12 protein-coding genes are annotated in these 12402 nt (G+C 68.1%); 4 read left to right on the top strand and 8 right to left on the bottom strand.

The genetic code is table 11. The features are described from left to right. Positions 1 to 95: 95 nt before the first annotated feature. The 4 genes from prpB to BMX97_RS21945 are packed head-to-tail and all read right to left on the bottom strand — an operon-like array spanning position 96 to position 4125. A complete protein-coding gene (gene prpB, locus BMX97_RS21960; RefSeq protein WP_091753386.1) occupies positions 96 to 1016 on the bottom strand; it encodes a methylisocitrate lyase in 921 nt (306 codons plus the stop codon). 11 nt (positions 1017 to 1027) lie between these two features. Next, the gene (gene prpC / locus BMX97_RS21955; RefSeq protein WP_091753385.1) at positions 1028 to 2197 is read right to left on the bottom strand and encodes a bifunctional 2-methylcitrate synthase/citrate synthase; all 1170 of its coding nucleotides are present in this window, start codon (positions 2195 to 2197) and stop codon (positions 1028 to 1030) included. A 12-nt stretch (positions 2198 to 2209) separates the two neighbouring features. After that, positions 2210 to 3754 (bottom strand): MmgE/PrpD family protein, encoded by a 1545-nt coding sequence (locus tag BMX97_RS21950; protein WP_091753384.1) that lies wholly within the window; start codon positions 3752 to 3754, stop codon positions 2210 to 2212. Continuing rightward, positions 3751 to 4125 (bottom strand): acyl-CoA thioesterase, encoded by a 375-nt coding sequence (locus tag BMX97_RS21945; protein WP_244538581.1) that lies wholly within the window; start codon positions 4123 to 4125, stop codon positions 3751 to 3753. The genes BMX97_RS21950 and BMX97_RS21945 overlap by 4 nt, the downstream gene beginning before the upstream one ends. Before the next feature lie 166 nt (positions 4126 to 4291). Here BMX97_RS21945 and BMX97_RS21940 point away from each other — a divergent pair, with 166 nt between their 5' ends. Next, on the top strand, positions 4292 to 5707 hold the full coding sequence (locus tag BMX97_RS21940) for a short-chain fatty acyl-CoA regulator family protein (protein ID WP_091753382.1): 1416 nt from the start codon (positions 4292 to 4294) through the stop codon (positions 5705 to 5707). 251 nt (positions 5708 to 5958) lie between these two features. Here BMX97_RS21940 and BMX97_RS21935 read toward each other — a convergent pair whose 3' ends face one another. After that, a complete protein-coding gene (locus BMX97_RS21935; protein WP_091753381.1) occupies positions 5959 to 6342 on the bottom strand; it encodes a winged helix-turn-helix transcriptional regulator in 384 nt (127 codons plus the stop codon). Between the two features lie 96 nt (positions 6343 to 6438). Here BMX97_RS21935 and BMX97_RS21930 point away from each other — a divergent pair, with 96 nt between their 5' ends. Next, a complete protein-coding gene (locus BMX97_RS21930; RefSeq protein WP_091753380.1) occupies positions 6439 to 7503 on the top strand; it encodes an SDR family oxidoreductase in 1065 nt (354 codons plus the stop codon). Between the two features lie 43 nt (positions 7504 to 7546). Next, positions 7547 to 8563, top strand: coding sequence for an EthD domain-containing protein (locus BMX97_RS21925; RefSeq protein WP_091753379.1), 1017 nt, complete (start codon positions 7547 to 7549; stop codon positions 8561 to 8563). 123 nt (positions 8564 to 8686) lie between these two features. On the opposite strand, the gene BMX97_RS21920 is transcribed toward BMX97_RS21925, so the two are convergent. Together BMX97_RS21920 and BMX97_RS21915 are read right to left on the bottom strand one after the other, a co-directional pair. After that, positions 8687 to 9373 (bottom strand): hypothetical protein, encoded by a 687-nt coding sequence (locus tag BMX97_RS21920; protein WP_091753378.1) that lies wholly within the window; start codon positions 9371 to 9373, stop codon positions 8687 to 8689. 121 nt (positions 9374 to 9494) lie between these two features. After that, on the bottom strand, positions 9495 to 10517 hold the full coding sequence (locus tag BMX97_RS21915) for a TRAP transporter substrate-binding protein (RefSeq protein WP_244538580.1): 1023 nt from the start codon (positions 10515 to 10517) through the stop codon (positions 9495 to 9497). Positions 10518 to 10658: 141 nt separating this feature from the next. Here BMX97_RS21915 and BMX97_RS21910 point away from each other — a divergent pair, with 141 nt between their 5' ends. Next, positions 10659 to 11450, top strand: a complete 792-nt coding sequence (locus tag BMX97_RS21910; protein WP_244538579.1) for an IclR family transcriptional regulator — start codon at positions 10659 to 10661, stop codon at positions 11448 to 11450. A 135-nt stretch (positions 11451 to 11585) separates the two neighbouring features. Here the strand turns inward: BMX97_RS21910 and BMX97_RS21905 are convergent, their stop codons facing one another. Next, the gene (locus BMX97_RS21905) at positions 11586 to 12362 is read right to left on the bottom strand and encodes a GntR family transcriptional regulator (protein ID WP_091753376.1); all 777 of its coding nucleotides are present in this window, start codon (positions 12360 to 12362) and stop codon (positions 11586 to 11588) included. Positions 12363 to 12402: the final 40 nt, after the last annotated feature.

Genomic DNA, 12402 nt, shown 5'->3' with positions numbered 1-12402 from the left:
AGGCCGGTCGTCGGCACGGGTCCGGCCGACCACGGACGAGGAGTGCTCGGAGGCGGATGGCTCTCGCAGCGGCGTCGAGCACCGCGGGCGCGGCGTCAGCGCTGCGGCGGGTGCTCGGGTACGACCGTCCGCACGATGGAGGCATCGAGCGCCTCGTAATCGTGCAGGCCGATCGCCGCGTAGAGTTCCGCACGGGTCTGCATGGCATCGACCTTCGCGTGCGTGCCGCCGTCGCGCGCGATGGCCGCGTAGAGCCTCGCCTGCGCCTTGTTGGCGACGCGGAGCGACGAGACCGGCCAGATCACCATCCGGTAGCCCATCGCTTCGAACTCGGCCGCCGTGAAGAACGGCGTGCGGCCGAACTCCGTCATGTTGGCGAGCAGCGGCACGCCCGGCAGCCGCTCGGCGAAGGCCCGGAACATCTCGGCCGTGTTCAGCGCCTCGGGGAAGATCGCCTCCGCGCCGGCCTCAAGGTAGAGCTTGGCGCGGGCGACCGCACCGTCAAGTCCCTCGCTCGCGGCCGCGTCCGTCCGGGCGACGACGACGAGGTGGCGGCGGGCCCTGGCCGCCGCCGCGACCTTGGCCGCCATGTCTCGGGCGTCGGCGAGCTTCTTGTCGTTCAGGTGGCCACACTTCTTCGGCAGGATCTGGTCCTCGATGTGCAGCGCCCCCGCGCCGGCCTCCTCGAAGCAGCGGACCGTGTGCATGACGTTGAGGACCTCGCCGTAGCCCGTATCGGCGTCGACGAGCACCGGCAGCCCGCTCGCGCGGGCCACCTGCCGGACGAAGAAGGCGACCTCGTCGACCGTGATGATGCCGAGATCGGGCAGGCCCATCGAGGCGGTCATCGCAGCCCCGGACAGGTAGAGCGCCTCGAAGCCCGCGCGCTTCGCCTGGATCGCCGCCATGCCGTTGTGGGCGCCCGGGATCGGCAGGATCCCAGGGCTGGAGAGCAGCGCCCGGAAACGCGTTCCGGCAGGCTCGCTGGGGACGTCGGACCCGACGAGGTGAGGCATGCTGTCCTCCTTCACGCAGCGTGTGGCGTGGCGCGGTCCCGCGCCGCGAGCGGCACGAAGGCCCGCTTCTCCGGCCCGACATAGTTGGCCGACGGGCGGATGATCTTGTTGTCCTGGCGCTGCTCGATGACGTGGGCGCACCAGCCGGAGGTCCGCGCGATCACGAAGAGGGGCGTGAACATCGCGGTCGGCACCCCCATCGAATGGTAGGAGACCGCGCTGAACCAGTCGAGGTTGGCGAACATCCGCTTGGTCTCGCCCATGACGGCTTCGATCCGGTCGGCGATCCGGAACAGGCGCGTCGTCCGCGCCTCCTCCGAGAGCTGTCTCGCGACGTCCTTGATGACGCGGTTGCGCGGGTCGGCGAGGGTGTAGACGGGATGGCCGAACCCGATGATCACCTCCTTGGCGGCGACCCGGCGGCGGATGTCGGCCTCGGCGTCGTCCGCATCGGCGTAGCGGGACTGGACCTCGAAGGCGGCCTCGTTCGCCCCGCCGTGCTTCGGCCCCCGCAGCGCCCCGATCGCCCCCGTGATCGCCGAATGCATGTCGGCCCCCGTCCCGGCGATCGACCGGGCCGTGAAGGTGGAGGCGTTGAACTCGTGCTCGGCGTAGAGCACCAGCGAGGTGTGCATGGCCCGCACGTGCGACGCCGATGGCGGCCGTCCGTGCAGCAGGTGGAGGAAGTGCCCGCCGATCGTGTCGTCGTCGGTCTCGACCTCGATGCTGCGCCCGTGATGCGCGTAGTGGTGCCAGTACAGCAGCATGGAGCCGAGGCAGGCCATCAGCCGGTCGCCGATCTCCCGCGCGCCGGCCGGATTGTGGTCCGGCGCCTCGGGCAGGACGCAGCCGAGCGCCGAGACGCCCGAGCGCATCACGTCCATGGGATGGGCCGCCGCCGGGATCGCCTCCAGGGTCCGCTTGACCGCGGCCGGAAGGCCGCGGAGCGAGCGCAGCTTCGCCTGGTAGGCCGCGAGCCGGGCCTCGTCCGGCAGCGTGCCATGCACGAGGAGATGCGCGATCTCCTCGAAGGTGCAGGTCTCGGCGATGTCGAGGATGTCGTAGCCGCGGTAATGCAGGTCGTTCCCGGTGCGGCCGACGGTGCAGAGTGCCGTGTTGCCCGCCGTGACACCCGAGAGCGCGACGGACTTCTTCGGGGCGGGTTTCGTCTCCTGGGTCATGGTCTTCCCTCCTCAACCGGCGACGAGCGACGGCTGCCGCGTCGCGGCCCCGGCCCCGAAGATGCCCCGGCCGCCCTGGGTGGCCGCCCGTGCCGGGTCGACCGCGAAGGTCAGGCCGCTGAGGTCGTTCGCGCTCAGGCGCGGCAGGCGCTCGACGGTGCCGAGGAACCGGTCCTGCTCGGCCTCCGGTACGATCCCCGCGGCGAGCGCGCGGAACTTGGCGACGTAGTGCTCGCGGCGGAACGGCCGTGCGCCGAGCGGGTGCGCATCCGCCACCGCGATCTCGTCCTCGACGACGCTGCCGTCCGCCAGCGTGACCACGACGCGCCCGCCGAATGCCTTCTCGCCCGGGTCGCGCGCGTGGTAGCGCCGCGTCCAGTCCGGATCCTCGACGGTCCGGATCTTGTGCCAGAGGGCGACGGTGTCGGGTCGCCGGGCACGCTCGGGCGCGTAGGATCGCTCGTGATGCCAGGCGCCGTCCTCGAGCGCGACGGCGAAGATGTACATGATCGAATGGTCGAGCGTCTCGCGGCTCGCCTCCGGGTCCATCTTCTGCGGGTCGTTCGCCCCGGTGCCGATGACGAAGTGGGTGTGGTGGCTGGTGTGGATGACGATCTCGCGCGCGCGGCCGAGATCGGGGATCCGGCGGCCGAGCCGCCGTGCGAGGTCGATCAGCGCCTGGCTCTGGTACTCGGCGGAATGCTCCTTGGTGTAGGTGTCGAGGATCGCGCGCTTCGCCTCTCCGGCCTCCGGCAGCGGAACCGCGTAGACCGCCGACGGCCCGCCGAGCAGCCAGGCGATGAACCCGTCCTCGCCCTCGTAGGCGGGCGACGGCGCTCCCTCGCCGCGCATGACGCGGTCGGTCATCTCGATCGCCATCTTGCCGGCGAAGGCCGGGGCGTAGGCCTTCCAGCTCGAGATCTCGCCCTTGCGCGATTGCCGGGTCGTCGTCGTGACGTGCAGCGTCGCCTGGATCGCCTGGTAGATGGTCGCGACGGGAAGCCCGAGCAGGGCGCCGAGCCCGGCGGCGGCGGCAGGGCCGAGATGGGCGATGTGGTCGATCTTGTGCTCGTGCAGGCAGATCCCGCGCACGAGAGCGACGTGGATCTCGTAGGCCGCCGCGAGGCCGCGTACGAGGTCGGCGCCAGTGCGGCCGCAATGCTGCGCGACGGCCAGCACCGGCGGAATGTTGTCGCCCGGATGCGAGTAGTCGGCGGCCAGGAACGTGTCGTGGAAGTCGAGCTCGCGCACGGCGACGCCGTTCGCCCAGGCGGCCCATTCCGGCGAGACGCGCCGGTGCGGCGACAGGCCGAGCACCGTCGCGCCCGGCGCGAGCGGATGCGCCATCGCCTGCGCGCGGGCGCTCGCCACCGGACGCCGCGCCAGCGAGGCCGCGGCCACGGCCGCGTTGTCGATGATCCGGTTGCCGATCATCTCGACGACGTCGTCATCGACCGCCATGGGATCGCCGGCGACCTCTGCGAGCTTCCACGCGAGCTGATCTTCGCGCGCGAGCGCCTCGGCCGACAAGTATGTGCGGACTTCGTGCAGTCTCACGATGCTGCCCCTTCTCTCGTCATCGTCGGGTCGATCGGCCTGGGTCGTCCGTTCTCGTCGACGCCGACCATCTCGAAGCGCCCGCGCATCACGGTGCTGCCGTCCTCGCCGACCGGCCCGTCGACGCGGCCCTCGACCATGACGGTCATCGACGAGCGCCCGAGCCGGGTGACGGCGGCCCAGTACTCGACGACGCTCCCGACCGGGACGGGACGCTCGAACTCGACCCGCTCGGCGGCGACGAGCACGACGCCCGGTCCCGCGCGTCGGCTCGCGGCGACGAAGGCGGCCTTCGCCATGAGGGCGAGGGCGGTCCCACCGAAGAGGGTGCCGTGATGGTTCGCACCACCGGGAAAGACGACCTCCACCATGCGCGCTTCGGCAGGAGAGCCGGGAGCATGGGCGGCGGGTGATCGGGGAGCGGATGCGCTTGCCATGACATTCGCAATACGCGCATGCTTCCTGGGCCGGGAAGGACTGAATGTGTGAGGATTTGCGAGGGATGATGCCGAGTCTTGTAAATTTTGCGAATGCGCAATGAAGACTTTCGCGGGCGTGCGGCTGCGCCGGTTGCGCGAGGAGCGTCGGCTCACCCAGAGCGCCCTGGCCAAGGCGATCGACATCTCGCCGAGCTACCTCAACCAGATCGAGCAGAACCAGCGTCCGCTGACGGTGTCGGTGCTGTTGAAGCTCACGAAGATTCTCGGGGTCGACGCGCAGCTCTTCTCCGAGGATGACGAGGCCAGGATGGTCTCGTCATTGCGCGACATCGTGGCGGAGGCGTCGCCCGAGGAATCCATCGCGACCGCGGAACTGCGGGAGGTCGCCCGGCAGATGCCGGCGGTCGGCCGCCTGATCCAAGAGCTCCACGCACGCTATCGGACGGTGCTCGATCAGAACGCGGCGTTCTCGGCCGGGATCGGCGAGGACCGGCAGGCCGACCTGCTCGCGATGCGGCCGACGGCCTACGAGGAAGTCCGGGATATCTTCGCGCGAAACCGCAACTACCTGCCGGCGCTCGACGAGGCGGCAGAACGCATCGGGACCGCGTGGCCCAATCCGACCCGTGCCGCGGCCGGCTTGCGCGAGCGGCTGGAGCACCGGCACGGCGTGCGCATCGCCTCCTGGGAGGACACGGCCCCCGCCTTGCGCAGCTTCGATCCGGCGTCGCGCGTGCTGATGCTGTCGAGCCGGCTTCGCCCGGGACAGCAGGCGTTCCAGCTCGCGACGCAACTCGCCCTTCTGGAAGCGCGGGACGAGATCGATGGTGCCGTCGCGGATGCGGGACCGACGACCGACGAGGCTCGAAAGCTCCTGCGCGTCGGCCTCGCCAATTACTTCGCCGGTGCGCTCGTGCTGCCCTACCGGGCGTTTCTCGCGGCGGCCGAGCAGGTCCGCTACGATATCGACGCACTGTCCTGCCGCTTCGGCCTCGGGTTCGAGACGATCTGCCATCGGCTCAGCACGCTGCAGCGGCCCGACGCCCGTGGTGTTCCGTTCTTCTTCATCCGAGTCGACCGGGCCGGGAACATCTCGAAGCGGCAATCGGCGACGGACTTCCACTTCTCGAAGGTCGGCGGAACCTGTCCATTGTGGAACGTCTACGAGGCCTTCGCCCAACCCGGCCGGACGCTGACGCAGGTGGCGGCGATGCCGGACGGGCGAACCTATCTCTGGATCGCCCGCACGGTCGCGCGCAGCAGCGAAGCCTTCGGAGCGCCACCGCGGACCTTCGCCGTCGGCCTGGGCTGCGACTTGCACCGTGCGGAGCAACTCGTCTACTCACGCGGCCTCGACCTCACGGATCGCGCCGCGGCCACGCCGATCGGCATGGGCTGCAAGGTCTGCGAGCGTCCAGCCTGCCCGCAGAGAGCGTTTCCGGCGCTGGGACGGCCACTCGAGGTTAGCGAGACCGTGAGCGGGCTTGCGCCCTATGCGGGGAAGGCCGGATGAGGATCCGCGATGGTCTCGTGGATCGTGTCCCATGACGCGGTGCGCAAGGGGAGGGATCAAAATCCAACCAGCCTCACCATGCCAGGGTCTACTGCGACCCCATTCAGACACTTAGCTTGTCCACGACCGACCCGAGCTTCTGACCCTTAGCGGACTCCCGACATCATGCTTTCGAAGGTCTGCTGCAGGTCTCAAAGCCGATGTCAGACATCCCCGGGCTGGTTCTAGATCGACGCCCGTCGGACATGCCGTCATGCCTGTCGGCGGGACGTCGGCCGGGCTTCAAGGCGGTCGAGCGCGTCCGCGTTCGCTCGACCCCAGGCGTAGAGAAGCTCGACCGGCTCGACGAAGCGGGTCCCGAGCGCAGTGAGACGGTACTCGACCGCCGGCGGAACCGTGCCGGCCACGTGCCGGGTCAGGAGACCGCTGCTCTCCATCTCGCGCAGGGTCTGGGTGAGCATCTTCTTGGAGATGCCGGGCAGGCTCCGGTGGAGCACGCCCGTCCGCGCCCGACCACCGTGGCGCGCATGCAGCGTATGCAAGACCATGCTCGTCCACTTGGTTGCGAACAGCTCCAGCACCCGTCGTGGCGCACAATCTTCGCGCCAGTCCTCGTCAGCGCTGCCCGGCTTCATAATGGTTACCGCATGGTGCCTATGGTCCCAAACGGTGCCGTCTAGCGGCAGGCTGTGAGCGTGGCTAGCTCCGAGCGAACCAGTTTGGAGAGCATCATGAGCGGAACGGCACTGATTGCTGGCGTGAGCGGCATTGTCGGCAACAACCTGGCCCGGCACCTCGTCAAAGGGGGCTGGACGGTGCAAGGCCTCGCGCGGCGTCCGCCCGCCGACCTTGCCAGCGTCGAGCCCGTCGCGACCGACCTGCTCGACCCCGGGAGCCTGCGGCAGGCGCTCGCGGCACGGGCGCCGACACACGTCTTCATCACCACTTGGCTGCGCCAGGAGACCGAGGCCGAGAACATCAGGGTCAACGCCGCGATGGTCCGCAACCTCCTCGACGGCTTGCGGCCGGCAGGCAGCGTGCGCCACGTCGCGCTGGTTACCGGCCTGAAGCACTACCTCGGGCCGTTCGAAGCCTACGGGAAGGGCAACCTGCCGGCGACCCCGTTCCGGGAGGAGCAGGAACGGCTCGACGTCGAGAACTTCTACTACGCCCAGGAGGACGAGGTCTTCGCTGCCGCCGGGCGGGACGGCTTTAGCTGGAGCGTGCACCGGCCGCACACTGTCATCGGCTACGCCCTCGGCAACGCCATGAACATGGGCGTGACACTCGCGGTCTACGCCACGCTCTGCCGCGAAGCCGGACGCCCGTTCCGCTTCCCCGGTTCCCCCGCGCAGTGGAACGGGCTGACCGACATGACGGATGCGCGGCAGCTCGCCCGCCATCTCGCCTGGGCTGCTACGACGCCGGCCGCGCGCGACGACGCGTTCAATATCGTCAACGGCGACGTCTTTCGCTGGAGCTGGATGTGGGGGCGCATCGCGGCCTGGTTCGGCCTGGAGCCCGCGCCCTTCGACGGCACGGTCCGTCCGCTGCAGGCGCAAATGGCCGACGATGCTCCGCTCTGGGCCGAGATCGCGGCCCGGCACGGGCTGGTCGAACCCGACCTCGGCCGCCTCGCCTCGGCTTGGCACACGGACGCAGACCTCGGCCGGCCCATCGAGGTGGTGACCGACATGGGAAAGAGCCGCCGCCTCGGCTTCCTCGACTACCAGGCGACCGACGATTCCTTCTTCGACCTGTTCGAACGCCTCAGGGCCTCACGCGTCATCCCGTAAACCCATCCTCGTCGGAGCCCTAGTCTCCCTTGAAGGAGCTCGCATGACCAACCAGACCGTCGCACCCGACCTCGCCGGCTCGGACCTGCTGCAACGCCCGCCGCACGGGCGGGTGGTCGGCTCGACCACCAAGCCTCTGATCGTGACGCCGACCTTCGTCTCGCGCACGGACGCGACCCCCGAGAACGAGCGCCCCCACGACGCCGGTTCCGGCGTCGACCGCGCGGGCCAAGAGGTCGCCCATCCGAACCGGCACCCGGGCGCGATCGCCCTGGAGCCGGACGAGAACCGTGCCTTCGAGCACTGGGACGAGTACTGGCGCAAGGTGCATGGGCCGAAGTTCGCCTACGAGGAACCAGGTGCCCGTAATGACAAGGTGCTGCGCTACGACCAGGTGCACCGGATCGCCTCGGGCCCCTCATCGGCGTTCAGGCCGCCCTACAAGGCCATGATCGGTGCGAACGGTAGGCTGGTGGCCGACCCGGCCGCTCGCATCCCGACCTATTGGCGCCCGGGCTGGGACGGGTTCGCCTACATCGCCTACGGCTCCGAGGAAGACATCGAGGCGGTGCTCGGACAGGAGCAGTACGCGAAGCGCATCATCGCGGACGAGCACACCGTGTTTCGGATGGTCACGCGCGAGGTCGCACGCGAATACATCATCATCCCGAGCACGCGCCATCGCGACCCGGTCAGCCTGGTGAAGATCCACCGCCGCCGGTCGGGACTCTCGCGCGAGGCGTTCCAGGCACGCTGGCTCAAGGAGCATGCCGACTTCGTGGCCGGCAAGACGGCGACGGCGGAGTACGTCCAGCGCTACGCCCAACTGCACCCGTTCGGCTCGACGCAGGAGGACCCGGAGGGCTCGAAGATCGACGGCATCTCGGTCTTGTCCTTTGCCTCGCTCAACGACGTCGAGGACTACCTCGTCAGCGCCGACCACGCTGCCATCGAGGCGGCGGAGATCGAGTTCGCCGATCCTGACATGTCGGAATTCTGGACCGCGGTGAACTACGGTGTCATCAATCGTCTCTCGCCCGAACTCGCGACCGAGCGCTGATGCAACCAGTGATCCATGGCCGGCGCCTTGGGTCGAGCGTCCGGCCCGACGTGCTTCTCGGGTGTTCAGTTCGCCGGCGGAGCACTCGACATCCGTCGCCCTGTGGTCGTCGCGCGAGCCGGCCTATGATCGCGCAACATCGGCAGCAGTCATGCAGAACGACAATTCGTATTGCCCGACGATGATGTCTTCGCCATCGCGTGCGCCATCAAGCGTCCCGGTCGCGAGTTGCTGAACGGCATCCTGTACGGTGCGGGAATCGTAGCCCGAGAGGAGCACGACCCAGTCGGCCGTGCCATCGCCGCCGCGAATTTCCTGCTCTGTCGTCGGCGCGCTCGTTGGAGGGGTTTGCGTGATCAAGAGATGCGCGCCGGTCAGACCCGGCTTGGGAGCGATCTCCGCGAGGGTGCCGACGATGCGCTCTCGCATGGCCGACCTGTGCCGATCGTTCGGTGACAGCCGGACCGTCGCGAGAGAGTGCGCCACGCCGCCCCCGAAGCTCGCCTCGACCCGGCACTGGCTGCGCACCATTCCCAGGTGATGAGGCATCATCTTCGTGGACCAGCGGGTCGGCGCGTTGAGCCGGTCCAGATACCCGGTCGAAGTGAGCGTCTCGTAGGCATCGAGCTCGTAGAGGACGAAGAATCCGTTGGTGTCGAGCGTGCTCGCCCACCGAGACCCGCGCAGGAAGCCGGGAATGTTCAGCCGTTCGGGAAAGTGCTCGTGAGAGTGCCAGTCACCGAACTCGGCGCACATCTCCGGCTCGACGCTCCACCACATCGCGACCGCGGCCCGGCCCAATAGAGACATGATGACCTCTCGGCTTCAAATGGAGATCGGACGGCTGCGCGGTATGATGCATTCGGCGGCCCGCTTCTTCTTAGCGGCATTAGTTCCGCATCGTCAGGACGTGTATAGGCGGTACGGCGACTCACCCGAGAGATGTGCCGGTCGCCTCTGCCAGGATGTCGAAGGCCTGGTCGCCGAATTTGCGGCGCATGTCGGTGTAGTAGCCAGCGGATTTGAGCTTTGCTCGGAACGAGTCGGCGTCGACGTCGTTGAAGGCAATTCCGCTCTTGATCATCGTGTCGCGATAGCTCTGTTCCAGGCCGGCGAGATCGCTGCGCTGCGCCTTTCCTGCCTCGTTCAGTCGGTCCTCGATGATCGCTTGAAGGTTGTCCGGTATGCCCTTCCAGACACGACCATTGAACAGGATCCAGTTGCCTTGCCAGATGTGATTGGTCAAGGAGCAGAACTTCTGGACCTCATGAAAGCGAGACGTCACAATCAGGCTGAGCGGGTTCTCTTGCGCATCGACGATCCTGGTCTGCAAAGCCGGATAGACATCGGTGAACTGCACGCTGGTCTGTGCGGCATCGAGAGCCCGGAACAGGCTCGTGTAGGCGGCGGCGCTGGGAACCCGGATCTTCAGGCCAGCCAGGTCCGAGACTGTCTTGATGGGTCTCACCGATGTGGTGATCTCCCGGAAGCCGAGATCCCAGGACGTGCGAGTGGCGTACAGGTTGCTCTTCGCGAAAGCATCACGGATATGCGCGCCGAGCTTGCCGTCCATGGCCGGCCAGACCTTGGATGCATCGCTGAAAGCGAACCCGGTCCCGTCCAGGGCTGCCGCTGGCACGACCGTCGAGACGACGAGACCGCCGATGACGTAACCCTCGACCGCGCCGGATCGGAGCTGGCTGAGCGTGTCCGCCTCGCCACCCAGCTGCCCGTTGGGGAAGATCCGCAGTTCGACCCGCCCGTCAGTGTCCCTGTGAATCTTGTCGGCGGCCTCGAGGAGGCGGGTATTCGTCGGATGCGCCGCGGCCAGCGGATGCGCGATCTTGAGGCTGAACTCCGCCGCGGCGGCGCGGCGGATGAACGGTGCTGCGACCAGCGGCACGGCCGTGATCGCGGTCAGCACATCCCTGCGCCGAATGAGGCCCATCCCCATCGTCGTCCTCCCATGTCGAGCTGTCGCTCCCGCGATCTGAGCAATCGTTTCGTACGGGCCGCGGATCGACGCAGCAAGTTTTTTTGACTATCTTTCAAAATTTGAAAGCTATGACGACGGATTGCCGAGATGAGTGGGTCGATGGAGAAGGCGCTGGCCATCTTGGAGTACTTGGCAGCCCGGCCGCACGGCGCGCCGCTCGTTTCGATCGCGACCGAACTCAATCAGATCCGCAGCGGGTGCCATCGCACCCTGAACGAGCTGGTGAAATACGGGTATGTGCGCCCGCTTCAGCGCGGGGAATATGCGCTCACCACGAAGCTCTCGTCGATGGGCATGAGCTTCCTGAGCAAGTCCGGCATCATCGACATCGCGCAGCCGGTCATGAACAGGTTAGCCAGAGAAACCGAGGAGCTCGTCCGTCTCGCCATCCTCGATGGCACCAGGCTGACTTTGGTCGCGAAAGCGGTGGGAGCGAAAGTCGGCCTTCTCTACGATCCCGATATGGGGATCGACTTGAGACTCTCATGCAGCGCGGCGGGCCATGCATGGCTCGCAACCCTGAGCGATCAGCAGGCGACCGAAGTCGTGGTTCGCCAGGGCTTGGGCGATCCGTCGAGCTACGGGCCGAATGCGCCTGTCACCGTGGAGGGACTCCTCGCGATGCTGCAAGGGCACCGAAAGCGGGGCTTCAGCCTGATCCAGAACATGTACGCTCCCGGCATGAACTCGATGGCCGCGGTGATCAGGCGGAAGGGCGAGCCTGCGGCAGGTGCCCTGATCGTCGCCGGTCCATCCTCCCGCTTCACCGAGGAACGGATGCTTCAACTCGGCCCCAACCTGGTGAAGATGGCAAACGAACTCGCGCTCATCGGGAGCGCGTCGCCGCTGCTCAAGCCGGATGATCGCGGCACCTGGGGCAACATGGCGTGACGTCACTGGATCGAGGCGGCGGACGTCGCTGCCGCTGCTCGTCTCGGCCGGCTTCCTCGGAGAACCCGACGCCGGACGTGGCCAGCACCCGTCCCGACCGTTTCGCGGCCTGATCGACGGCTGCCTCTGCGGCGATCAACGGCGTCGCGTTGTCCGGACGGATTTCGTGCGCGGGGCGACATCTCGTGCCGGGGGTGCTTGGTCAGGCATAGCGGGCCCGGACGCCCAGGCCGGCGGTTCGTCGGCCAGGGCGTAGTCCAGGCAGCTGTCGATGTGAACCTTCAGGATCCTGGCCGCCCGCCCGGCGTCGCGTGCCAGCGCGCAGGCGAGCAGGTCGGCGTGCTCCTGGATCGACCGGTCGCCGCGGAAGATAGCTGCGAGCGACAGGTAGCGCAGGTAGCGGTCGTGGATGGAGCCGAGCGTTTCCATCAGCACGCGCGAGCCGCAGGCCGAGGTCAGCGCCTGGTGGAAGGCGCGGTCGCATTGCCGGACCAGGGTCGGATCGGCGTCGGTCTCCGTCAGCATGCGGTGCTCGGTAACCGCGAGCTTGTGGTGGGCAGCCACGACCCGCGCCTCCCAGTCGAGGTCGCCCGCAGCGAAGGAGATGGTGAGCGCGTGCCCCTCGAGGAGCAGGCGCAGGGCCGCGATCTCCCGAAACTCGGTCGCCGAGGCCGGCGCGACCTCGAAGCCGCGCTGCGCCTCCGCCACGACCAACCCCTCGGAGGCGAGGCGGTTCAGGAGCTCGCGCATCGTGCCGACGCTGACGCCGTAGCGCCGGCTCGCCTCGTCGAGGCGCAGCCGCTCGCCCGGCGCGAGCTGGCCGAACAGGATGTCGGACCGGATCCGAGCATGGACGACGTCGCCGACCGTCTCGCCGGCAACCCCGGCAGCGATGTCTGAGGAAGCACCCATAGCGATCTCTTTGGCACCACGGGACGCGCGGCGCAACGTA

This window comes from Methylobacterium sp. ap11, assembly GCF_900110515.1.
Lineage (GTDB): Bacteria > Pseudomonadota > Alphaproteobacteria > Rhizobiales > Beijerinckiaceae > Methylobacterium > Methylobacterium ajmalii.
Note: the sequence above shows the minus strand (reverse complement) of the source record. Positions and strands in the feature narration are given on the sequence as shown.

Excerpts from the sequence above, each read along its gene's own strand:
- prpB (WP_091753386.1), bottom strand. The coding sequence starts at position 1,016 with ATGCCTCACCTCGTCGGGTCCGACGTCCCCAGCGAGCCTGCCGGAACG.
- prpC (WP_091753385.1), bottom strand. The coding sequence starts at position 2,197 with ATGACCCAGGAGACGAAACCCGCCCCGAAGAAGTCCGTCGCGCTCTCG.
- BMX97_RS21945 (WP_244538581.1), bottom strand. The coding sequence starts at position 4,125 with ATGGTGGAGGTCGTCTTTCCCGGTGGTGCGAACCATCACGGCACCCTC.
- BMX97_RS21940 (WP_091753382.1), top strand. The coding sequence starts at position 4,292 with ATGAAGACTTTCGCGGGCGTGCGGCTGCGCCGGTTGCGCGAGGAGCGT.
- BMX97_RS21935 (WP_091753381.1), bottom strand. The coding sequence starts at position 6,342 with ATGAAGCCGGGCAGCGCTGACGAGGACTGGCGCGAAGATTGTGCGCCA.
- BMX97_RS21930 (WP_091753380.1), top strand. The coding sequence starts at position 6,439 with ATGAGCGGAACGGCACTGATTGCTGGCGTGAGCGGCATTGTCGGCAAC.
- BMX97_RS21925 (WP_091753379.1), top strand. The coding sequence starts at position 7,547 with ATGACCAACCAGACCGTCGCACCCGACCTCGCCGGCTCGGACCTGCTG.
- BMX97_RS21920 (WP_091753378.1), bottom strand. The coding sequence starts at position 9,373 with ATGTCTCTATTGGGCCGGGCCGCGGTCGCGATGTGGTGGAGCGTCGAG.
- BMX97_RS21915 (WP_244538580.1), bottom strand. The coding sequence starts at position 10,517 with ATGGGGATGGGCCTCATTCGGCGCAGGGATGTGCTGACCGCGATCACG.
- BMX97_RS21910 (WP_244538579.1), top strand. The coding sequence starts at position 10,659 with ATGGAGAAGGCGCTGGCCATCTTGGAGTACTTGGCAGCCCGGCCGCAC.
- BMX97_RS21905 (WP_091753376.1), bottom strand. The coding sequence starts at position 12,362 with ATGGGTGCTTCCTCAGACATCGCTGCCGGGGTTGCCGGCGAGACGGTC.